Annotated in this window: 16 protein-coding genes; 11 read left to right on the forward strand and 5 right to left on the reverse strand. The window is 71.6% G+C overall.

What is annotated here, in order from left to right; translation table 11 throughout:
• The first annotated feature begins 106 nt into the window (after positions 1 to 106).
• On the forward strand, positions 107 to 1,396 hold the full coding sequence (gene clpX / locus ACIP4P_RS12420; protein ID WP_030283761.1) for an ATP-dependent Clp protease ATP-binding subunit ClpX: 1,290 nt from the start codon (positions 107 to 109) through the stop codon (positions 1,394 to 1,396).
• 84 nt (positions 1,397 to 1,480) lie between these two features.
• On the opposite strand, the gene ACIP4P_RS12425 is transcribed toward clpX, so the two are convergent.
• Together ACIP4P_RS12425 and ACIP4P_RS12430 are read right to left on the reverse strand one after the other, a co-directional pair.
• Positions 1,481 to 2,287 (reverse strand): hypothetical protein, encoded by an 807-nt coding sequence (locus ACIP4P_RS12425; protein WP_400917224.1) that lies wholly within the window; start codon positions 2,285 to 2,287, stop codon positions 1,481 to 1,483.
• A 95-nt stretch (positions 2,288 to 2,382) separates the two neighbouring features.
• A complete protein-coding gene (locus ACIP4P_RS12430) occupies positions 2,383 to 3,237 on the reverse strand; it encodes a hypothetical protein (protein ID WP_400917226.1) in 855 nt (284 codons plus the stop codon).
• 189 nt (positions 3,238 to 3,426) lie between these two features.
• Here ACIP4P_RS12430 and ACIP4P_RS12435 point away from each other — a divergent pair, with 189 nt between their 5' ends.
• Together ACIP4P_RS12435 and ACIP4P_RS12440 are read left to right on the forward strand one after the other, a co-directional pair.
• Complete coding sequence (locus tag ACIP4P_RS12435) at positions 3,427 to 6,066, forward strand: valine--tRNA ligase (protein ID WP_400917228.1); 2,640 nt, start codon at positions 3,427 to 3,429, stop codon at positions 6,064 to 6,066.
• A gap of 324 nt (positions 6,067 to 6,390) precedes the next feature.
• Complete coding sequence (locus ACIP4P_RS12440) at positions 6,391 to 6,915, forward strand: hypothetical protein (RefSeq protein WP_350510925.1); 525 nt, start codon at positions 6,391 to 6,393, stop codon at positions 6,913 to 6,915.
• Between the two features lie 21 nt (positions 6,916 to 6,936).
• Here the strand turns inward: ACIP4P_RS12440 and ACIP4P_RS12445 are convergent, their stop codons facing one another.
• From ACIP4P_RS12445 to ACIP4P_RS12455, 3 genes are all read right to left on the reverse strand, one after another.
• Entirely contained in the window at positions 6,937 to 8,463 is a 1,527-nt protein-coding gene (locus ACIP4P_RS12445) for a chitinase (RefSeq protein WP_400917231.1), read from the reverse strand.
• A 162-nt stretch (positions 8,464 to 8,625) separates the two neighbouring features.
• The gene (gene wecB / locus ACIP4P_RS12450; RefSeq protein WP_400917233.1) at positions 8,626 to 9,771 is read right to left on the reverse strand and encodes a non-hydrolyzing UDP-N-acetylglucosamine 2-epimerase; all 1,146 of its coding nucleotides are present in this window, start codon (positions 9,769 to 9,771) and stop codon (positions 8,626 to 8,628) included.
• 50 nt (positions 9,772 to 9,821) lie between these two features.
• Entirely contained in the window at positions 9,822 to 11,255 is a 1,434-nt protein-coding gene (locus ACIP4P_RS12455) for a glycosyltransferase family 2 protein (RefSeq protein ID WP_350510928.1), read from the reverse strand.
• Positions 11,256 to 11,486: 231 nt separating this feature from the next.
• On the opposite strand from ACIP4P_RS12455, the gene ACIP4P_RS12460 reads away from it, so the two are divergent.
• The 8 genes from ACIP4P_RS12460 (at position 11,487) to rodA (ending at position 20,430) form a co-directional block, all read left to right on the forward strand.
• Positions 11,487 to 12,878 (forward strand): folylpolyglutamate synthase/dihydrofolate synthase family protein, encoded by a 1,392-nt coding sequence (locus tag ACIP4P_RS12460; RefSeq protein WP_350510929.1) that lies wholly within the window; start codon positions 11,487 to 11,489, stop codon positions 12,876 to 12,878.
• 1 nt (position 12,879) lies between these two features.
• Positions 12,880 to 13,224, forward strand: coding sequence for a DUF4233 domain-containing protein (locus tag ACIP4P_RS12465; RefSeq protein ID WP_350510930.1), 345 nt, complete (start codon positions 12,880 to 12,882; stop codon positions 13,222 to 13,224).
• A 90-nt stretch (positions 13,225 to 13,314) separates the two neighbouring features.
• Positions 13,315 to 13,728 (forward strand): nucleoside-diphosphate kinase, encoded by a 414-nt coding sequence (gene ndk, locus ACIP4P_RS12470; RefSeq protein ID WP_350510931.1) that lies wholly within the window; start codon positions 13,315 to 13,317, stop codon positions 13,726 to 13,728.
• A 319-nt stretch (positions 13,729 to 14,047) separates the two neighbouring features.
• Positions 14,048 to 15,073, forward strand: coding sequence for a rod shape-determining protein (locus ACIP4P_RS12475; RefSeq protein WP_350511201.1), 1,026 nt, complete (start codon positions 14,048 to 14,050; stop codon positions 15,071 to 15,073).
• A 96-nt stretch (positions 15,074 to 15,169) separates the two neighbouring features.
• Positions 15,170 to 16,123: a rod shape-determining protein MreC gene (gene mreC / locus ACIP4P_RS12480; protein WP_350510932.1), complete on the forward strand. Its 954-nt coding sequence runs from the start codon at positions 15,170 to 15,172 to the stop codon at positions 16,121 to 16,123.
• A gap of 3 nt (positions 16,124 to 16,126) precedes the next feature.
• Positions 16,127 to 16,768 carry a rod shape-determining protein MreD gene (gene mreD / locus ACIP4P_RS12485; RefSeq protein WP_350510933.1) on the forward strand — a complete coding sequence of 214 codons (642 nt, stop codon included), beginning with the start codon at positions 16,127 to 16,129 and terminating at the stop codon, positions 16,766 to 16,768.
• A gap of 63 nt (positions 16,769 to 16,831) precedes the next feature.
• Entirely contained in the window at positions 16,832 to 19,234 is a 2,403-nt protein-coding gene (gene mrdA, locus ACIP4P_RS12490; RefSeq protein ID WP_400917237.1) for a penicillin-binding protein 2, read from the forward strand.
• Positions 19,231 to 20,430 carry a rod shape-determining protein RodA gene (gene rodA, locus ACIP4P_RS12495; RefSeq protein ID WP_350510935.1) on the forward strand — a complete coding sequence of 400 codons (1,200 nt, stop codon included), beginning with the start codon at positions 19,231 to 19,233 and terminating at the stop codon, positions 20,428 to 20,430. The genes mrdA and rodA overlap by 4 nt, the downstream gene beginning before the upstream one ends.
• Positions 20,431 to 20,455 lie beyond the last annotated feature (25 nt).

Consider the following 20,455-nt stretch of genomic DNA (forward strand, 5'->3'; position numbering starts at 1 on the left):
CGGCAGAGTACCGTCGGATAGCGAGACCGAGCGCCGTCGGCGCGGACGGTCCACAGCACCAGGCCCCGGAACCCCTGCGGGGCCCCTGGCGAAGGGGAAGCACCTCGTGGCACGCATCGGAGACGGTGGCGACCTGCTCAAGTGCTCGTTCTGCGGCAAGTCGCAGAAGCAGGTGAAGAAGCTGATCGCCGGCCCAGGCGTGTACATCTGCGACGAGTGCATCGACCTGTGCAACGAGATCATCGAGGAGGAACTCGCCGAGACCTCCGAGGTCCGCTTCGAGGAGCTCCCGAAGCCGCGTGAGATCTACGAGTTCCTGGACCAGTACGTGGTCGGTCAGGACCTCGCCAAGAAGGCGCTGTCGGTCGCGGTCTACAACCACTACAAGCGTGTCCAGGCGGGCGAGGCGGGGCGCAGCGGCGGCAACGGCCGCGAGGACGCGATCGAGCTCGCCAAGTCGAACATCCTGCTGCTGGGCCCCACCGGTTCCGGCAAGACGCTGCTGGCGCAGACCCTGGCCCGGATGCTGAACGTGCCGTTCGCGATCGCGGACGCCACCGCGCTGACCGAGGCCGGGTACGTCGGCGAGGACGTCGAGAACATCCTGCTCAAGCTGATCCAGGCGGCCGACTACGACGTCAAGAAGGCCGAGACCGGGATCATCTACATCGACGAGATCGACAAGGTCGCGCGCAAGAGCGAGAACCCGTCGATCACCCGCGATGTCTCCGGCGAGGGCGTGCAGCAGGCGCTGCTGAAGATCCTGGAGGGCACCACCGCCTCGGTGCCGCCGCAGGGGGGCCGCAAGCACCCGCACCAGGAGTTCATCCAGATCGACACCACCAACGTGCTGTTCATCGTCGGTGGCGCGTTCGCCGGCCTGGAGCGGATCATCGAGGGCCGCGCGGGTGCCAAGGGCATCGGCTTCGGCGCCAACATCCGTTCCAAGCGCGAGTCGGACGCCAGCGACCACTTCCGCCAGGTGATGCCCGAGGACCTGGTGAAGTTCGGCATGATCCCCGAGTTCATCGGCCGGCTGCCGGTGATCACCAGCGTGCACAACCTCGACCGCGAGGCGCTGCTGCAGATCCTCACCGAGCCGAAGAACGCGCTGGTCAAGCAGTACCGCAAGCTGTTCGAACTGGACGGCGTGGAGCTGGAGTTCTCCCGGGACGCGCTGGAGGCGATCGCCGACCAGGCGATCCTGCGCGGCACCGGCGCGCGCGGGCTGCGGGCCATCATGGAGGAGGTGCTGATGTCCGTGATGTACGAGGTCCCCTCGCGCCAGGACGTCGCCCGCGTGGTGGTGACCGGGGACGTGGTCTCCAAGCACGCCATCCCCACCCTGGTCCCGCGCGACATGATCAAGCGCGAGCGGCGCGACAAGAGCGCCTGACCCGACGGCCGTACGCGAGGGGCCCCGCACCGGAGATCCGGTGCGGGGCCCCTCGCGTTCACCGCGGATCGCCCACGGCGCGGGCTACTTGGCCACCTCGGCCGCCGCGCGCAGGTCGCGGGTGTCTGCGGCGAGCTTGTCCATGTCGGGCTGGGTGCCGTCCTCGGCGCCCTTCAGCACCATGACGACGCTGCTCTTGTCGGCCCAGGCGCAGAGGGCCAGCTTGGTCTCGCCGTCCTGGGAGGTGGCGCAGTCCATCTGGCCGCCCTTGGGGCCGGGGTCCACCGAGTGCCGGCCGCTGAGCGTCCCGCCGGCGCCGGCGAAGCCGCTGAACATCTGGTCCAGCTCCTGCTTCGGCAGCAGCACCTTGCCGTAGACGCCGACCGCGACCAGCTGGACGTTGGAGTCCGAGTCCTCGTACACCCCGGCGACGCCGGTGGGCTTCCAGTTGCCGTCGCCCTGGCCGATCTTGGAGGTGAGCTCGTCCTGCAGCTTGCCGGTCACCGCCGGGTCGTTGTTGGCCTTGAGGTCCTTGAAGGCCGCCGGCATGACGATCTTCTGGGTGCCCGCGTCGTTGGTCATGCTCCAGCCGAGGTAGGCCAGGGCGCCGACGACCAGCACCACGACGGCGCCGATGGTGCCGAGCACGATCCACAGCGTCTTGCGGGACTTGCGCGGCGGGACCGGCGCGTATCCGGCGTAGCCGTAGCCGGGGTGGGCCCCGGGCGTGCCGTCCGCGTACCCCGGGTAGCCGCCGGCCTCCGGGGCGCCGGGGGCGGGGTACCCGGGCGGCGGGGCCTGCGGCGGGACGCCGCCGTAGCCGGGGCCGGCCGGCGGCGGGGTCGCCGGGTAGCCCGGCTGCGGGGGCCCGTAGGGGTTCTGGTCGGACATGCGGGGCCCTTTCTGGACGTCACGCGTGAACGCCGCCGGGGACTCCGGCGGTGGAGTGCTGCTGCTGTCGGGGATGGTTCCGGGCGGGGCCCGGACTACTTGGCGACCTTCATGGCGTCCCGGATGGCGCGGGTCTTCTCGGCGGCCTGGTCCGGGGTGATGCCCGGGTCGCTGCTGCCCGAGCCGCCCGCGCTGCCCAGGCTGAGGTGGCTGAAGGTGACCCGGCCGTAGGTGGACTTGTCCGCCCACACGCAGACCGTCGGGCCGGGCTTGCCGATGATGCTGGCGACGCCGCAGCTGAGCTTGCCGCCGGAGGCGTGGCTGTCCTTGGCGGGGAAGTCGGTCATCGGGGTGGACCAGGTCAGGCCGCCGCTCTCCTTCTTGGAGTCGGCGATGATCTGGGCCGGGTCGTTGAGGGTCCCGTAGACGCCGAGGACCGACAGCGAGTCCATGTTCTTGATGTCGGCGCCCTTGCTGTAGCTGGCACCCAGGCCGTGCAGGTCCGAGCCGATCTTGGCGACGTCGGGCTTGCTCATGTCGACGGCCTCCTCCTTCGCCGACTTCTGGACGTAGCCGTCCAGCAGCGTCTGCGGTGCGCTGAGCTTGTACTGGCCGCCGGAGTCGTTGCCGCCGCCGAGGAACTTCCACGCGGCGAAGCCGCCGCCGCCGAGCACCAGGGCGCCGACGACCAGGCCGATGACCAGGCCGCCCTTGCCCTTGCGCGGCGGCGCCGGGGGGTAGCCGGGCTGGCCGTACGGCGCCTGCGGCGGGTAGCCGGGCTGGCCGTAGGGGGGCTGCGGCGGGCCGTAGGGCTGCTGGGGCGGGTAGCCGTACTGGGGCTGGGGGGCGCCGTAGGGCGGCTGCTGCGGCGGGGGCCCGCCGTACGGCTGTCCCCCGTAGGGCTGGCCCTGCGGTTGCGGATACTGCTGTCCCTGTCCCTGGCCGTACATGTGTCCTCGTGCTCCCCCGCCGCACCTGCGGCCGATCTTCGGTTGGGTATGTCCGTGTACGTCCGGTCACCCGGACGAGTGCCCGGGCACGCTACCGCACGGCGCCGTCCGGGGGAGGGCCCGGAGGGGCCGAGCGCGCGGACCGAAAGCGGTTCGTGACCAGCGCCCGCGGTACGTAAACTGTGCGTCGTGACCGACACGACGAACCAGCGCCCCGTGAGCACCTTTGCCGGGGACGATGCGGCAACCCTCCCCACGACCTACACCCCGGCGGACGTAGAGGGCGAGCTGTACGAGCGCTGGGTGGAGCGTGGTTACTTCACCGCGGACGCGAAGAGCGACAAGCCCGCGTACACGATCGTCATCCCCCCGCCGAACGTCACCGGCGTCCTGCACCTGGGACACGCCTTCCAGCACACGCTGATGGACGCGCTGACCCGCCGCAAGCGCATGCAGGGCTTCGAGACGCTCTGGCTGCCCGGCATGGACCACGCCGGCATCGCCACCCAGAACAAGGTCGAGCAGCAGCTCGCAGAGGCAGGGCTGTCCCGGCACGACCTGGGCCGGGAGGCCTTCGTCGAGAAGGTCTGGGACTGGAAGAAGAGCTACGGCGGCCGGATCCTCGGCCAGATGCGCCGGCTCGGCGACGGCGTGGACTGGTCGCGCGAGCGCTTCACCATGGACGAGGGCCTGTCGCAGGCCGTCCAGACCATCTTCAAGCGGCTGTTCGACGACGGCCTGATCTACCGCGCCGAGCGCATCATCAACTGGTGCCCGCGCTGCCTCACCGCGCTGTCCGACATCGAGGTGGAGCACGAGGACACGCCGGGCGAGCTGGTCTCGATCCGCTACGGGGACGGCGAGGACTCCATCGTCGTCGCCACCACCCGGGCCGAGACGATGCTGGGCGACACCGCCGTGGCCGTCCACCCGGACGACGAGCGGTACCGGCACCTGATCGGCCGGACCATCAAGCTGCCGCTGACCGACCGTGAGATCCCGGTCGTCGCGGACGAGCACGTCGACCCGGAGTTCGGCACCGGCGCCGTCAAGGTGACGCCCGCGCACGACCCGAACGACTTCGCCATCGGCCAGCGCCACGACCTGCCGAACCTGACCGTGATGGACGAGCGCGGCGCGATCACCGTGCACGGCCCCTTCCTCGGCCTGGACCGGATGGAGGCCCGCTCGGCCGTCGTCGGCGCGCTGCGCGAGCAGGGCCGGATCGTCGCCGAGAAGCGCCCGTACATGCACGCCGTCGGCCACTGCTCGCGCTGCCACACGGTGGTCGAGCCGCGGCTGTCGCTGCAGTGGTGGGTCAGGGTCGAGCCGCTGGCCAAGGCCGCCGGCGACGCCGTCCGCGACGGCAAGGTGGAGATCCACCCGAAGTCGCTGGAGCGCCGCTACTTCGACTGGGTCGACAACATGTACGACTGGTGCATCTCGCGCCAGCTCTGGTGGGGCCACCGGATCCCGGTCTGGTACGGCCCGAACGGCGAGGTCGTCTGCGTCGGACCGGACGAGCAGCCGCCGACCGGCGAGGGCTGGGTGCAGGACCCGGACGTCCTGGACACCTGGTTCTCCTCCGGCCTGTGGCCGTTCTCCACGCTGGGCTGGCCGGAGAAGACCGCCGACCTGGAGAAGTTCTACCCGACCGACGTCCTGGTCACGGGCCACGACATCATCTTCTTCTGGGTCGCCCGGATGATGATGTTCGGCCTGTACGCGATGGACGGCGAGGCGCCGTTCAAGACCGTCGCGCTGACCGGTCTGGTGCGCGACGAGTTCGGCAAGAAGATGTCCAAGTCCTCCGGCACCGCCGTGGACCCGCTGGACTGGATGGACGCCTACGGCGCCGACGCCGTCCGCTTCACCCTGGCCCGCGGCGCCAACCCGGGCGCCGATGTGCCGATCGGCGAGGACTGGGTCAAGGGCTCGCGCAACTTCTGCAACAAGATCTGGAACGCGACCCGCTTCGCGCTGATGAACGGCGCCACCGTCGAGGGCCCGCTGCCCGCGCCGGAGGAGCTGACGGCGGCCGACCGCTGGATCCTGTCGCGGCTGAACGCCACCGTCGCCGAGGTGGACGCGCTGTACGACGGCTACGAGTTCGCCAAGCTCTCGGACGCGCTGTTCCACTTCGCCTGGGACGAGGTCTTCGACTGGTACGTCGAGCTCTCCAAGACCACCCTGGCCAAGGGCGGCCCGCAGGCGGACGCCTCCCGCCGGGTGCTCGGCGAGGTCCTCGACGTCACCCTGCGGCTGCTGCACCCGGTCGTCCCGTTCGTCACCGAGACCCTGTGGACCCGGCTCACCGGTGCCGAGTCGCTGGTCGTCACCGAGTGGCCGAAGGACAGCGGCTTCCGTGACGCCGGGGCCGAGGCCGAGGTCGCCACGGTCCAGCAGGTGGTCACCGAGGTCCGCCGGTTCCGCATCGACCAGGGGCTGCAGGACCGCCAGCGCGTCCCGGCCGTCCTGGAGCTGGCCGGCACCGCGCTGGTCGCGCACGAGGACGCGATCCGCTCGCTGCTGTGGCTGACCGCTCCCGCGGAGGGCTTCGCGGCCACCGCCTCGCTGCCGGTGGCCGGCGCCACCGTCTCGCTGGACCTCTCCGGCACCATCGACGTCGCGGCGGAGCGCAAGCGCCTCGCCAAGGACCTCGCGGCCGCCGAGAAGGAGAAGGCCCAGACCACCGCCAAGCTCGGCAACGAGGCCTTCCTGGCCAAGGCGCCGGACGAGGTGGTCGCCAAGATCCGGGGCCGCCAGGAGGCCGCCGAGGCCGACATCGCCCGGATCACCGCCCAGCTCGCGGCGCTGCCGCAGGGCTGAGCCCGCACCGGCCCGTGAGGGGCCGTACTCCGCGACGCGCGGGGTGCGGCCCCTCGGCGTTCTCCGGCCTGTCACGCGCCGGTCCCGGCGCTCGCTCTCGGCGGCTAATACGCCAGCCGCTACGCCTAATAGCGCAGCAACATTGCTCCCTTCCGGCGAATATTCATCCTGGACCGGGTGAGGTCCTATTCCGAGCGAATTGATTCCGGTCTTGCCCGCGCGCGTTCGCGGAAGTTTCCAGGTCGGATGTGTACGGTGTGCACGGAGTTTCCGAAGGTGTTTCTGCTGAGCGTTCCTGCTGAGCGACGGACGGGAGGGCATGGCGTGGTGGTGACCGAGGAGTTGGCCCAGGAACTGCCTGCCGAGGCGGTTGAGGAGGCCAAGGCCAGGGCGGCGACCCTGCTGCTCGCCTTCCGGCACGGGAACCAGCTCGCGTTCGACCACGAGCTGGACCTGCTGCTGGCGGAGAACGTCGAGCGGGAGGTGGCCACCCTGCTCACCTGGATCGCCGCCGAGGCGGTCCGCAAGGCGTACGCCCCCGAGGTCGGCGACCGGGTGCTGCGGGCGATGGCCCGGCGGGCGCCGGACGACACCGCGGCGGTCGAGGTGGACGAGGAGACCGCGGGCGCCGCCCAGTTGATCGAGGCGGTCGCCGACGGCCGGGTGGCGGAGGTGCGCGGCCTGGTCGCCGCGACGGCGGACACCACCTACCTGCTGGGCGGGCTGCTGCAGGGCGTCGCGATGATGCTGCCGCTGCTGCCCGAGGGCGAACTGGCCGAGATCACCGCCGAGTTGCGCCGTCGGCACGGTGGCGCCGCGCACGTCCCGGAGGCCCGGGCCGGGGTCTGACGCCCCGGCCCGGGGGCGTGCTCAGTTCATCGCGTGCAGGTGGGCGCCGATGGTGCCCGCGACCGGATTGCCCGCGGCGGCGTCCCAGTTGGTGGACCAGGTCATCGCCCCGCCGATGCCGGGCCAGGTGGTGTCCGGCCGGTAACTGCCGCAGTTGGTGCCGGTGGCCAGGCAGTCCAGTGCGTTGTCCACGGTGCCCGGGTCGACGTAGCCGCCGCCCGCCGCGGCGGTGGAGGCCGGCACCCCGAGGCCGACCTGGTCGGGCCGCAGCCCGCCCTTGAGCTGGATGCAGGCCAGCGCGGTGAGGAAGTTCTCGGTGCCCTGCGCGTAGACGTTGCCGTCGCAGCCGTTCATCGCGCCGGAGTTGTAGTACTGCATGTTGACGATGGTGAGGACGTCCCGCACGTTCAGCGCCAGTTTGAAGTACTCCATCCCGGTCGACTGCATGTCGATGGTCTGCGGCGCCATGGTGAGGGTGAATCCGCTGCCCGCCTTCGCGGCCAGGGAATGCAGCGCCTGCGCCATGTAGGTGGAGTCGATGCCGTTCTCCAGGTCGATGTCGATCCCGTCGAAACCGTAACTCTGCATCAGTGCCCAGGCGGTGTCGGTGAAGGCGGCGGCGGAGGCCGGATCGCCCACCCACACCGTGCCGTTCTGGCCGCCGATCGAGAGCACCACGCGCTTTCCGGCCGCCCGCTTGGCCGCGATGTCGGCCTTGAATCGGGCGTCGGTGTAGCCGCCGAGCTTGGCGGACAGCGCGGGGTCGAGGGTGAAGGAGAGGCCGCCGCGGGTGGCGGTGGCGTCGGCGAAGGAGACCGCGATGATGTCGTAGGCGTCCGGGACGTCGCTGATCCGCTGCGGGGTGGCGCCGTTGTCGAAGTCCTGCCAGTAGCCGGTGAGGACGTGCTTGGGCAGGCCCGGCGGCCTGGTGGGGCTGCCGGTGGGGCTTCCGGTGGGGCTGCCGGTGGGCGAGGGGCTGCCGGTGTCGGTGGCCGTCGGGCTGGGGCTCTGCGAGGGCTGTGGGCCGCCGGGCCCGAGCAGCGAGACGTCGTCGGCGAGGAAGGCCGGCTGCCCGTACCAGCCGTGCAGGTAGACGGTGACGCCGGTGGTGTTCGGGCCGGTGGTGAAGCCGGTGCTCAGCCGGCTCCAGCCGCTGCCGCCCGGGGTCCAGGTGCTCGGGTCCGTGCCGCCGGTGCCCCGGGCACCCAGGTAGACGTACGAGCCCTGCACCCAGGAGCTCAGGGTGTACGTCGAGGAGGGCAGGACGGCGACGGTCTGGGTGCACTCGCCGGTGTCGGAGCCGCCGGGGGTGGACTGCAGGGCGTAGCCGCCGGAGTGGACGGTGGTGCTCTCGACCGTGCCGTTCGAGCAGGTCCAGCCGGACAGGTTCCCGGTCTCGAAGCCGCCGTTGGTGATCAGTTCGGTGTCGGCGGCGTGCGCGCCGGTGCCGTCGGCCACGGCGAGCGCGCCGAGGCCGAGGACGACCGCGCTCGCTCCGGCGAGCACGGGGTGGACGGCGCGCGGGCGCCGGTGGCGGGCAGGTGGCATGACTCCAGCTCCTGTGGGGGAGGCCCGGCGGCACGGGGTGGGGGTGGTGCCGTCCGGGGTGTCGATGGTGCGCGTACGGGAGCTACCGACGACTCAAGTCCCTGCTGGGAAAGGGGACTTGCCTCACAAGGTGGAGTAGACCAATCCGGCTGTCAAGAGGCCCTACGCGGCCTGCGGCAGCGCCTGGGCCGGGCCGCGCCCGGTCAGCTCGGCGGTCAGCCCGGCGATCCGGGCCGAGGCCAGGCCGTCGCCGTACGGGCTCGGGGTGGCGCCGAGCCGGGCCAGCCGCTCGGGGGTGTCGGACAGCCAGTCGCGGGCCAGTGCGCCCAGCTCCTCGCCGGGCTGCACCAGGGCGGCGAAGCCGGCGTCCACCGCCTCCGGGCGCTCGGTGGAGCGGCGCACCACCAGCAGCGGGCGGCCGAGCACGGTGCACTCCTCCTGCACCCCGCCGGAGTCGGAGACCAGCAGCGCGGCGTGGCTCGCCAGGCCCAGGAAGTCGCCGTAGCCGACCGGCTCGGTGACGGCGAGGCGCTCCAGCAGGGCGTCCAGCCCGAAGCGCCCGACGGCGGCGCGGGTGCGCGGGTGCATCGGGAACAGCACCGGGGTGCCGGCCCGGGCGATCCGGTCCAGCTCGGCCAGCACCGCACCGAGTGCCTCGGCGGTGTCGGTGTTCTCCGGGCGGTGCACGGTGGCCAGCACGTAGCCGTCCGGGCGCAGCCCGTGCGCGGCGAGCAGTGCGGCACGGGTGGAGGCGTCCGGCAGCTGGCGGCGGACCACCTCGACGACGGTGTTGCCGGTGAGCTCGATCCGGTCGCCGTCGAGGGACTCGGCGCGCAGGTTGGCGACGTTGTCCTCGGTGGCGGCGCAGAGCAGGTCGGCGACGTGGTCGACCATCACCCGGTTGTGCTCCTCGGGCATCGCCCGGTCGTAGCTGCGCAGCCCGGCCTCGACGTGCACCAGCGGGATCTCCCGGGCGTTGGCGGCCAGCGCCCCGGCGAGGGTGGCGTTGGTGTCGCCCTGGACCACGACGGCGGCGGGGCGGTCCTCCGCGAAGGCGGCGTCCAGCTGGCCGAGGGACTGGGCGATCTGGCCGGCCCGGGGGCGGCCGCCGACGCCGGTGAGCAGCTCGGGCTCCGGCAGGTCGAGGTCGCGCAGGAAGCGGCCCGACATCGCCTCGTCCCAGTGCTGGCCGGTGTGCACCAGCCGGGTGGCGTCGCCGAGTTCGTGGATCAGCGGGGCGAGCTTGACCAGCTCGGGGCGGGTGCCGAGGACGACGGCGACGCTGTTCGGGGGCAGGCACATGCTCATGGGGAGGCTCCGGTGGGGCGGCGGCGGAAGGTGACGGCGGCGGGGGCGGTTCAGGATTCGAGCGCGGTGGGGGCGCCGACGGCGACCTTCTCGGCGTTGCGCCGGGTCTTGGCCCAGCCGTTGCGTCCGAGCACCAGCCGGACGGCGGCCCGGGTGGCGACCACGAAGAGGTGGTAGGCGTAGAGCCAGACCAGGACGCCCCAGAGCAGCCCGGTGAGCCGGCTGCGGTCCGGGTGGACGGCCTTGCGGTAGGCGAAGCCCCAGAACACCATCGGCAGCGTGGCCAGCGCGAAGGCCAGCAGCATCCACGGGCCCCAGCGGAGCTGGAACTCGGCGGTCTCGGCGGGGAAGAGCACCAGCCCGGCGGTGGTGATGGCGAGCGAGAGCGGGAGGAGCAGCACCAGCAGCACGCAGACCACGGGCTGGAGGAAGGTGTACATCACCTCGGCCTTGCCTGCGGCCGTGTAGTGCGGGGAGCGCAGCACCCGGCCGGTGTAGCGCAGGCACTGCATGTTGCCCTGGGCCCAGCGGGTGCGCTGGGTGAGGAAGCGGCGCAGCGAGATCAGGCCCTCCTGGGAGACGCTGGTCTCGGTGACGTGGGTGAGCCGCCAGCCGGCCAGTCGCAGGTCGAGGCCGGACTCGTAGTCCTCCAGCAGGGCGCGCTCGGGCCAGGGGCGGCCGGCCCGGCCCTCCTCGGCGGTGAGCGAGTCGAGGGCGGTGAGCCGGATGAACTGGCCGTTGCCGCCGAGGCCGACGCTGCCGGTGCGGCGGCGCAGCAGCTGCATGCCGGCGTTGTTGGCCTGGAACTCGACGTCCTGCATCCGGACCAGGGCGCGGGCGAGGGCGTTGGCGGTGCGGCCGCGGCCGGGCAGCGGGCGCTCGTCGTCGGCGTTGCGCATCCGGACGCCGATCTGGACGGCGCCGGTGTCGGGGCGGCCGAGCGCCTTGGGGTTGCAGACCTGGCCGAGGGTGCCCGGGTCGAGCTGCCCGTCGGCGTCGACCACGCCGATCACCACCCGGGAGCGGTCGGTGGACTCGGGCAGCCAGGCGGAGATCTCCCGGTAGGCGGCGTTGAGCGCGGCGCCCTTGCCGATCCGGGCGTGCGGGCGGCGGCGCTGGACGAGGTGGACCCGGGGGTCGCGGGTCGCGGCGGCGAGGACCAGCTCGCGGGTGGCGTCCTCGCTGTCGTCGTCGATCACCCACAGGTGGGCCTCGGGCGCGGCGGCGCGCAGGCCGTCCAGGGTCTGGGTGACCACGGCCTCCTCGTCGCGGCAGGGGATGACCAGGTGCCACTGGAGGGCGGCGGGGTCGCCGGGGTGGGCGGGGCGGTTGTGCCGGAAGGCGTGGCGGGAGCCGGCCCAGTACACGAGGAAGCGTCCGAAGACGAAGGCCATGTAGCCGACGAGTGCCAGGGAGATCAGTCCGGCGAACCAGACGACGGCGTCCTGGCGGAGCACGAACCAGTCGTGCAGGGCGTCGGGCATGGGGCAGCACTCCTTGTGAACAAAGGTGTTTGGCTCCTTTTGGTTGCGAATCGATGCTTCATTGCGGTTCAGATCGCCGAAAAGATAGTAAAGGGATAAAACTAGGTGATCATGGCAAAGTCGGGGCAAAGTGGTCGTTCTCACTCCGGGGGCGACCCGGCCGCCACTCCGGCCGCCACCCCCGCCGTCACCCCGTGAGGACGAACCGCCGACGCTCCGTAGACTGTGGTCGTGAGCGACAAGGCCGACCCGAATCCGTACACCCTCCGCCCCGCCGACGGCGACACCGGCGACACCCTGCGCGACGTCGAGCTGGAGCTCGCCAAGCGCTGGCCGGAGAACAAGCTGGAGCCCTCGCTCGACCGGATCGAGGCGCTGATGGACATCCTGGGCCAGCCCCAGCGGGCCTTCCCGTCCATCCACATCACCGGCACCAACGGCAAGACCTCCACCGCCCGGATGATCGAGCAGCTGCTCAACGCCTTCGAGCTGCGCACCGGGCGCTACACCAGCCCGCACGTGGAGACCGTCACCGAGCGGATCAGCCTGGACGGCGCCCCGATCAGCCCGGAGCGCTTCGTCGAGGTCTACCGCGACATCGAGCCCTACGTGCAGATGGTCGACGCCGCGCAGCCCGTCCCGATGTCCTTCTTCGAGGTGCTGACCGGCATGGCCTACGCCGCCTTCGCCGACGCCCCGGTGGACGTCGCGGTGGTCGAGGTCGGCATGGGCGGCTCCTGGGACGCCACCAACGTCATCGACTCCGCGGTGGCCGTGATCACCCCGATCGGACTGGACCACACCGACAAGCTGGGGGAGACCACCGGCGAGATCGCGGTCGAGAAGTCCGGGATCATCAAGTCCGGCGCCGTCGCCGTGGTCGCCCAGCAGCAGCTGGACGCCGCCGAGGTGATCCTGCGCCGGGCCGTCGAGGTGGACGCCACGGTCGCCCGCGAGGGCATGGAGTTCGGCGTGATCCGCCGTGAGCTCGCCATCGGCGGCCAGCTGGTGACGCTGCGCGGACTCGGCGGCGAGGAGTACGAGGACGTCTTCATCCCGCTGCACGGCGAGCACCAGGCGCACAACGCGGCGCTCGCCCTGGCCGCGGTCGAGGCCTTCTTCGGCGTCGGCGGCGCCCGCGGCGGCCAGCTGGACGCCGACAAGATCCGCCAGGCCTTCTCCGGCGTCTCCTCGCCGGGCCGCCTGGAGGTCGTCCGCCGCAGCCCCACGATCATCCTGGACGCCGCGCACAACCCGCACGGCGCCCGGGCCACCGTCGCCGCGCTCTCCGAGTCCTTCGGCTTCACCCGGCTGGTCGGCGTGATCGGCACCTCGGGGGACAAGGACGTGGCCGGCCTGCTGGAGGCCTTCGAGCCGATCCTGGCCGAGGTCGTCATCACCCAGAACTCCACCCACCGCGCGATGGACGTGGACGCGCTCGCGGCCCTCGCCGTCGAGGTCTTCGGCGACGACCGGGTCCAGGTCGAGCCCCGCCTCGACGACGCCATCGCCGCTGCCGTCACCCTGGCCGAGGAGGAGGGCGACCTCGGCGGCGCCGGGGTGCTGGTCACCGGTTCGGTCATCACGGTGGGCGAGGCCCGCCTGCTGCTCGGGAGGAAGTGACATGAGGACGCTCTGTTCCTCGACGCTGATCGGCGAGGCGCTGCTGGTGCTCTTCGCGGCGCTGGTCGCGATGCAGCTCTCCAGCGTCTCGACGGCCACGGTGTGGATCGTCAGCGGCATCGCGATGGCGCTGTGCATCGCGCTCTGCGGCATGATCAACCGCCCCGGCGCGGTGCAGATCGGCTGGGCGCTGCAGATCGGCCTGATCGCCAGCGGCTTCGTCCTGCCGACCATGTTCGGCCTCGGCGTGGTCTTCGCCGGCCTGTGGTGGTGCTCGGTGCACTACGGCCGCAAGGTGGACGCGTTCAAGGCCGCCCGCGCGGCCGCCGAGGCACCGGCCGTCTGACGGCGGGGGTCTGCGGAACCGACCGGTCGTTCACGCAAGGTAACCTCTGCCCCATACCGCATGCCGCACCAAATCCCCAGGAGACGCACCGTGTCCCAGCGCACTCTCGTCCTGCTCAAGCCCGACGCCGTCCGCCGCGGCCTGGCGGGCGAGATCATCAGCCGCATCGAGCGCAAGGCCGGCTGGCGGCTGACCGCCGTCGAGCTGCGCACCTTCGACCGGGAGACCCTGGAGACCCACTACGCCGAGCACGTCGGCCGCCCGTTCTACGAGCCGCTGATGGAGTTCATGACCTCCGGCCCGTCGATCGCGATGATCGTCGAGGGCGAGGAGGTCGTGAAGGGCATCCGCATGCTGGCCGGCGCCACCAACCCGCTGGAGGCCGGCTCCGGCACCATCCGCGGCGACTACGCGACCATCACCCGCGAGAACCTGATCCACGCCTCCGACTCCCCGGAGTCCGCCGAGCGCGAGATCAAGATCTTCTTCCCCGCGAACGCCTGACCCGACGGGCGACACGCCCGGCAGGACGTTCGTACCGCCCCGGTCGGGACCATTGGCCCGGCCGGGGCATTCTTATCGTGAAATAGGGAACTGGGAACGCCGACACGGCGTCCCAATCCTCGGAGAAGCGATCACGCTCCGGACAATGGACGGTATGCCCCGCGTCGACGTCCGTGCGGTGCGGCGTGACTACGATGGACGCGACTCAAGGGCCCGGTAAGGCAGCTCAGCTGGTCTCCGCCCAAGCGTGGGCGCGCGCATCCGTCCACCCCCAAGAACTCCGAGCCCGGGAAGGCACCCACACCCCATGGCGAGCAACCTGTCGTTCATCGGCCGCGACTTGGCGATCGACCTCGGAACAGCCAACACGCTGGTGTACGTCAGGGGCAAGGGGATCGTCCTCAACGAGCCGTCCGTCGTCGCGGTCAACACCAACACCGGCGGCATCCTCGCCGTCGGCGCCGAGGCCAAGAAGATGATCGGCCGTACGCCCGGCAACATCGTCGCCATCCGCCCGCTCAAGGACGGCGTGATCGCCGACTTCGAGATCACCGAGCGGATGCTGCGCTACTTCATCCTCAAGATCCACCGCCGCCGCTACCTCGCCCGCCCGCGGGTCGTGGTCTGCGTGCCCTCCGGCATCACCGGGGTCGAGCGCCGCGCCGTCATCGAGGCCTCCTCGCAGGCCGGCGCGCGCCAGGTGCACATCATCGAGGAGCCGATGGCCGCCGCGATCGGCGCCGGACTGCCCGTCCACGAGGCCACCGGCAACATGGTCGTCGACATCGGCGGCGGCACCACCGAGGTCGCCGTCATCTCCCTCGGCGGCATCGTCACCGCCCAGTCCATCCGGGTGGCCGGCGACGAGCTGGACAACGCGATCGTCCAGCACATCAAGAAGGAGTACTCCCTCCTCCTCGGTGAGCGCAGCGCCGAGCAGATCAAGATGAGCATCGGCAGCGCCTACGGCATGGAGGGCGAGAAGGACGAGCACGCCGAGATCCGCGGCCGCGACCTGGTCAGCGGCCTGCCCAAGACCGTGGTGATCTCCGCCGCCGAGGTCCGCGCCGCCATCGACGAGCCGGTCAACTCGATCATCGACGCGGTCAAGACCACCCTCGACCAGTGCCCGCCCGAGCTGGCCGGCGACGTCATGGACCGCGGCATCGTGCTCACCGGCGGCGGAGCCCTGCTGCGCGGCCTGGACGAGCGGCTGCGCCGCGAGACCGGCATGCCGATCCACATCGCCGAGAACCCGCTCGACTCCGTCGCGCTCGGCTCCGGCAAGTGCGTCGAGGAGTTCGAGGCCCTCCAGCAGGTACTGGACGCCTCACCGCGCCGTTAGCACCACGACGACAATCCGACAGTCAACTGAACGGGCCGCCGCCCGGGCCCCACAGCCCCGGGCGGCCGCCAGGTACGAAGGGGCAGTACCAGCACCGTGAGGGACACACGAGAGAGCCGGCTGCTGCTCATCCTGCTGGTGGCCGTCGCCTTCGCGCTGATCACCGTGGACATCAAGGGCGGTGAGGACTCCCCGCTCGGCCCCGCCCGGCACGCGGCGGCCAGCGCCCTCGGCCCGGTCGAGCGCGGCGCGGCCACCGTCGTCGACCCGGTCGCCAACACCGTCCGCGCCTTCCGCGACGCCGCCACCGACAACGGCCGCACCGACCAACTCGCCCGCGAGAACACCGAACTGCGGCAGAAGCTGGCCGCCTCCGACATGGCCGCCGGGCGCACCAAGCAACTGGACGACCTGCTGCGCACGGCCGGCGCCGGCGGATACACCGTCAAGGCCGCCCAGGTCATCGCGATCGGCCCGGCCCAGGGCTTCTCCTGGACCATCACCATCGACGCCGGCAGCGACGACGGCCTCACCCGCGACATGACGGTCATCAACGGCCAGGGCCTGGTCGGCCGGATCACCACCGTCGCCCCGACCACCGCCACCGTGCTGCTCGCCTCCGACCCCGGCTTCTCGGCCGGCACCCGGCTGGAGGGCAGCGGCGAGATCGGCTTCGCCTCCGGGGGCGGCGACAGCCCGATGAAGGTCTCCCTGCTCAACGGCAAGGCGCAGGTCAAGGCCGGCGACCGGCTGGTCACCTTCGGCTCGCAGAGCGGCCGCCCCTTCGTCCCCGGCGTCCCGGTCGGCAAGGTCACCGAGGTCCAGGCCAACGCCGGCCAGCTGACCAAGACCGTCCTGGTCGAGCCCTTCGTCCAGTTCACCCGGCTGGACCTGGTCGGCGTGGTGGTCGTGCCGCCGCGCACCGACCCGCGCGACGCCGTGCTGCCGCCCGCCCCCACCCCGGGGCAGAGCCAGGCCCCGGCCGCCCCCGCCCAGCCGCAGGGCTCCGCGCCCGCCGCCCCGCCCGCCAAGCCCACTGGGGGGAACTGAGCCATGCGCCTCGCCCGCATCCCCGTCTCCGCCGGCCTGATCCTGCTCGGCCTGATCCTCCAGGTCAGCGTCTTCGGCCGGCTCCAGCTCCCGGGAGCCACCCCGGACATACTGCTGCTCGTCGTGGTCGGCCTGGCCATGGTCTACGGGCCCAGCGGCGGCTGCCTGGTCGGCTTCTCGGCCGGCCTGCTGGCCGACCTCGCACCGCCCTCCGACCACGCGATCGGCCGCTACGCCCTGGTGCTCTGCCTGATGGGCTACGCCGCCGGACTGCTGCGCCCCGACCACGGCCGCCAGCGCTCCGTCTCCAGCGCACTGTTGGTGGTCGGCGCCGCGGCGATCGCCTCCACCCTGCTGTACGCGATGGTCGGCGCCCTGGTCGGCGACACCGCGGCCCGGCACGTCGGCCTCGGCGGCCTGGTGATCAGTGCGCTGCTCTACGACCTGCTGCTGGCCCCGTTCGTGGTGCCGCTGGTGATGCTGCTCGGCCGCCGCTTCGGACGCGACCCGGTCACCGCCGCCAGCGACGACGACGAGGGCGGCCCCGGGCTGGGCTCGCTGGCCCGCTACCGCACCACGCGCGACGTCTCCAGCGGCCCGTCCTACAAGAAGCGGCGGGTGCCCGGCTTCGCCCGGCGCCCGTAGCCCGTCGGCCCGCCCGGGTCCCCAGTCTTCCCGACCCTCCCGCACCCCTGGAGCGCACGAGACGTGAGCAACATCCCCGAGACCGGCCGTACCCGGCGGGTGACGATCCGTCTGGTGGTGCTGCAGATCCTGGTGCTGTCGCTGCTCGCCACCCTCGGCGGACGGCTGTGGTACCTGCAGATCCGCAACGCCAAGGAGTACACCGCCAAGGCGACCGGCAACCACATCCGCGAGGTGGTCGAACCGGCCGTCCGCGGCGAGATCCTGGACGCCTCCGGGCGGATCCTGGCCGGCAACGAGGCCCGGCTGGTGGTCTCCGTCAGCCGCACCTCGCTGCTCCAGCAGAAGGACGGCGGCAAGGGGGTGCTGGGCCGACTGGCCGACGTCCTCGGGATGCCCGCCAAGGACGTGCAGGAGAAGGTCCGGCTCTGCGACGCCAAGACCCCGCAGCCCTGCTGGAACGGTTCTCCGTACCAGCCGATCCCGGTCACCAAGGAGGCGACCACCCAGCAGGCGATGCAGATAATGGAGCGCCGCGAGGACTTCCCCGGGGTCACCGCGCAGCCCACCGCCGTCCGCCGCTACACCGGCGCCGAGGGCGCCAACCTGGCCCAGGTGCTCGGCTACCTCTCGCCGGTCACCGACGACGAGGTCAGCAAGACCGCCGACAAGAGCGGCCTGGACCGCTACCTGCCGGCCGACCAGATCGGCCGGGCCGGCCTGGAGTCGGTGTACGACCGCGACCTGCGCGGCACCGCCGGCATCACCAAGCTGGAGGTGGACAACCTCGGCCGGGTGATCGGCACCGCCGGGACGGTCGCCCCGCAGACCGGCAACAACCTGGTCACCAGCATCGACGCCCGGGTCCAGAAGGTCACCGAGGACAACCTGGCGCAGGCCATGGCCGACGCCCGGAACACCTTCGACAAGGTCACCAACCGCAACTACGAGGCCGACTCCGGCGCCGCCGTCGTGATGGACGTGCACACCGGCCGGATCGTCGCGATGGCCAGCGCCCCGACCTACGACCCCAACCTCTGGGTCGGCGGCATCAGCGGCAAGGACTACCAGTCGCTGACCAGCAAGGACTCCAACTTCCCGCTGCTCAACCGGGCCATACAGGGTCAGTCCGCCCCCGGCTCGACCTTCAAGGTCGTCTCCACCACCGCCGCCGTCGAGGCCGGCTACTCGCTGGACGGCACCTACCCGTGCCCCAAGAGCCTGACCATCGGCGGCCGCGAGTTCAAGAACTTCGAGAGCGAGAACTTCGGCTCCATCTCCCTGGAGAAGGCGCTGGAGGTCTCCTGCGACACCGTCTTCTACGGCCTGGCGTACGACCAGTGGATGAAGGACGGCGGCATCAAGCCCAAGAAGGACCCGGGCGACTTCTTCTTCAACACCGCCCACCAGTTCGGCCTCGGCGCCAAGACCGGCATCGACCTGCCGGCCGAGGTCCCCGGGCGGGTGCCGGACCGGCAGTGGAAGCAGTCCTTCTACGACAACAACAAGGACGCCTGGTGCGCGCAGGCGCAGAAGGGCGGCAACAGCTTCTCCGACCAGATCGCCAAGGAGAACTGCGTCGACGGCTACCAGATGCGCGCCGGTGACGCCGTCAACTTCGCGATCGGCCAGGGCGACACCCTGGTCACCCCGGTCCAGATGGCCCGGATCTACTCGGCGCTGGCCAACGGCGGCACCTTCTACCGGCCGACCATCGCCAAGGCCGTGATAAGCCCCAGCGGTGACCTCGTCCGCGACATCGCCCCGCACGAGGACGCCAAGTTCCCCGGCAGCCAGAAGCTGCTCAGCTACATCGACCAGGCCACCGCCGGCGTCATCACCAGCGGCACCGCCGCCTGGAAGTTCTCCGGCGCCGGCTGGCCGCAGAACAAGATCGAGCTGCACGCCAAGACCGGCACCGCCGAGGTCGAGGGCAAGCAGACCACCTCCTGGCTGACCACGTACAGCAAGGACTACGCCGTCGTCATGACGATCAGCCAGGGCGGCACCGGCTCCGGCGGCTCCGGCGACGCCGTCCGCCGGATCTACCAGGCGCTGTACGGCGTCGACGACAAGGGCAACATCGACAACAGCAAGGCGCTGCTGCCCACCCCGCAGGGCGACCTGCCGAAGTTCAACCCGGACGGCACCGCGATCATCAAGCCGGCCTCCTACGGCGCCGCCCCGGCGCAGGGCGCCTCCACCGCGGCCCCGGCCACCGCGGCCCCGGCGCTGCTGGACGCCGCCTCCGCGCAGGCGCTGCAGACGCCCGTCGACCTCCGGGCCGACGGCGAACCGGCGACGACCGCCCTCGTCCCGGCACCGGATCCCACCGGCCCGGTGCCGACCGCGCTCGGCTCGTCGCCGACCTTCCTCGATCCGGCGCCACCGACCGACAGCCCGGCCTGGTACACCGCCGTCGACGCCGCGCTCGAACCGAACCGCCAGGGAAGGGGACGGGCATGACCTCCTACGGCTCGTACCGGCAGCTGAGGCTCAGCCCGCAGCGCAGCGGGGTCTCCAAGGCCCTGGCCAAGGACTCCCCGATCTGGCGGCTGGACTGGATACTGCTGCTGGCCGGGCTGGCCCTCTCGCTCGGCAGCTCGCTGCTGGTCTGGTCGGCCACCCGCGGGCGCGACAACCTCACCCACGGGGACCCGCAGTACTTCCTCTACCGGCACCTGACGAACTTCGTGATCGGCCTGGTGCTGTGCGCCGTGGTGATAGCGATAGGAGCCCGGCGGGTCCGCACCCTGGTGCCCTTCGTCTACGTCGGCGTGCTCCTGCTGCTGCTGGCGACGCTCAGCCCGCTCGGCTCGACCGTCAACGGCGCCCACTCGTGGATCCAGCTCGGCGGCGGCTTCTCCGTCCAGCCCGCCGAGTTCGCGAAGATCGCCATCCTGCTCTCGATGGCGGTCGTGCTCTCGGACCAGGTGGACGCGGGGGAGCGGGAGTTCCCCTCGCACCGGGCGGTGTTCCGGGGACTGCTCTGGGCCGGCCTGCCGATGGGCCTGGTGCTGCTGATGCCGGACGCCGGGTCGGTCATGGTGATGTCCGCGATCGTGCTGGGCATCCTGCTCGGCTCCGGCGCGGCCAACCGCTGGGTGCTCGGGATCCTGGCGCTCGGCGTCGGCGGGAGCATCGCGATCTGGAAGCTCGGCCTGCTGAGCCAGTACCAGATCGACCGCTTCGCCGCCTTCGCCAACCCGCAGCTCGACCCCAACGGCGTCGGCTACAACACCGCCCAGGCCCGGATCGCGATCGGCTCGGGCGGACTCACCGGCAAGGGGCTGTTCCACGGGACGCAGACCGTCGGGCAGTTCGTGCCGGAGCAGCAGACCGACTTCGTGTTCACCGTCGCCGGTGAGGAACTGGGCTTCGTCGGGGCGCTGGCGATCATCGCGCTGGTCGGCGTGATCCTCTGGCGGGCCTGCCGGATCGCCCGCCAGGCGACCGACCTGTACGGGACGATCGTGGCGGCCGGGGTGATCGCCTGGTTCTCCTTCCAGGCCTTCGAGAACATAGGGATGTGCCTGGGCATCATGCCCGTCGCGGGCATCCCGCTGCCGTTCGTCTCCTACGGCGGCTCCTCGATGTTCGCGGTCTGGATCGGCATCGGGCTGCTCCAGGCGGTGCGCAGCCAGCGGCCGATAGCGGCCTGAGCGTTCGACGGGCGGCCTGGGCGTT

The organism is Kitasatospora sp. NPDC089509 (genome assembly GCF_044749365.1).
Taxonomy (GTDB): domain Bacteria; phylum Actinomycetota; class Actinomycetes; order Streptomycetales; family Streptomycetaceae; genus Kitasatospora.

Bases quoted from the DNA above. Each gene is read 5' to 3' on its own strand.
- ACIP4P_RS12425 (WP_400917224.1), bottom strand. From the start codon at position 2,287: ATGTCCGACCAGAACCCCTACGGGCCCCCGCAGCCGGGCTACCCGGCG.
- ACIP4P_RS12430 (WP_400917226.1), bottom strand. From the start codon at position 3,237: ATGTACGGCCAGGGACAGGGACAGCAGTATCCGCAACCGCAGGGCCAG.
- ACIP4P_RS12445 (WP_400917231.1), bottom strand. From the start codon at position 8,463: ATGCCACCTGCCCGCCACCGGCGCCCGCGCGCCGTCCACCCCGTGCTC.
- wecB (WP_400917233.1), bottom strand. From the start codon at position 9,771: ATGAGCATGTGCCTGCCCCCGAACAGCGTCGCCGTCGTCCTCGGCACC.
- ACIP4P_RS12455 (WP_350510928.1), bottom strand. From the start codon at position 11,255: ATGCCCGACGCCCTGCACGACTGGTTCGTGCTCCGCCAGGACGCCGTC.
- ACIP4P_RS12465 (WP_350510930.1), top strand. From the start codon at position 12,880: ATGAGGACGCTCTGTTCCTCGACGCTGATCGGCGAGGCGCTGCTGGTG.
- mreD (WP_350510933.1), top strand. From the start codon at position 16,127: ATGCGCCTCGCCCGCATCCCCGTCTCCGCCGGCCTGATCCTGCTCGGC.
- rodA (WP_350510935.1), top strand. From the start codon at position 19,231: ATGACCTCCTACGGCTCGTACCGGCAGCTGAGGCTCAGCCCGCAGCGC.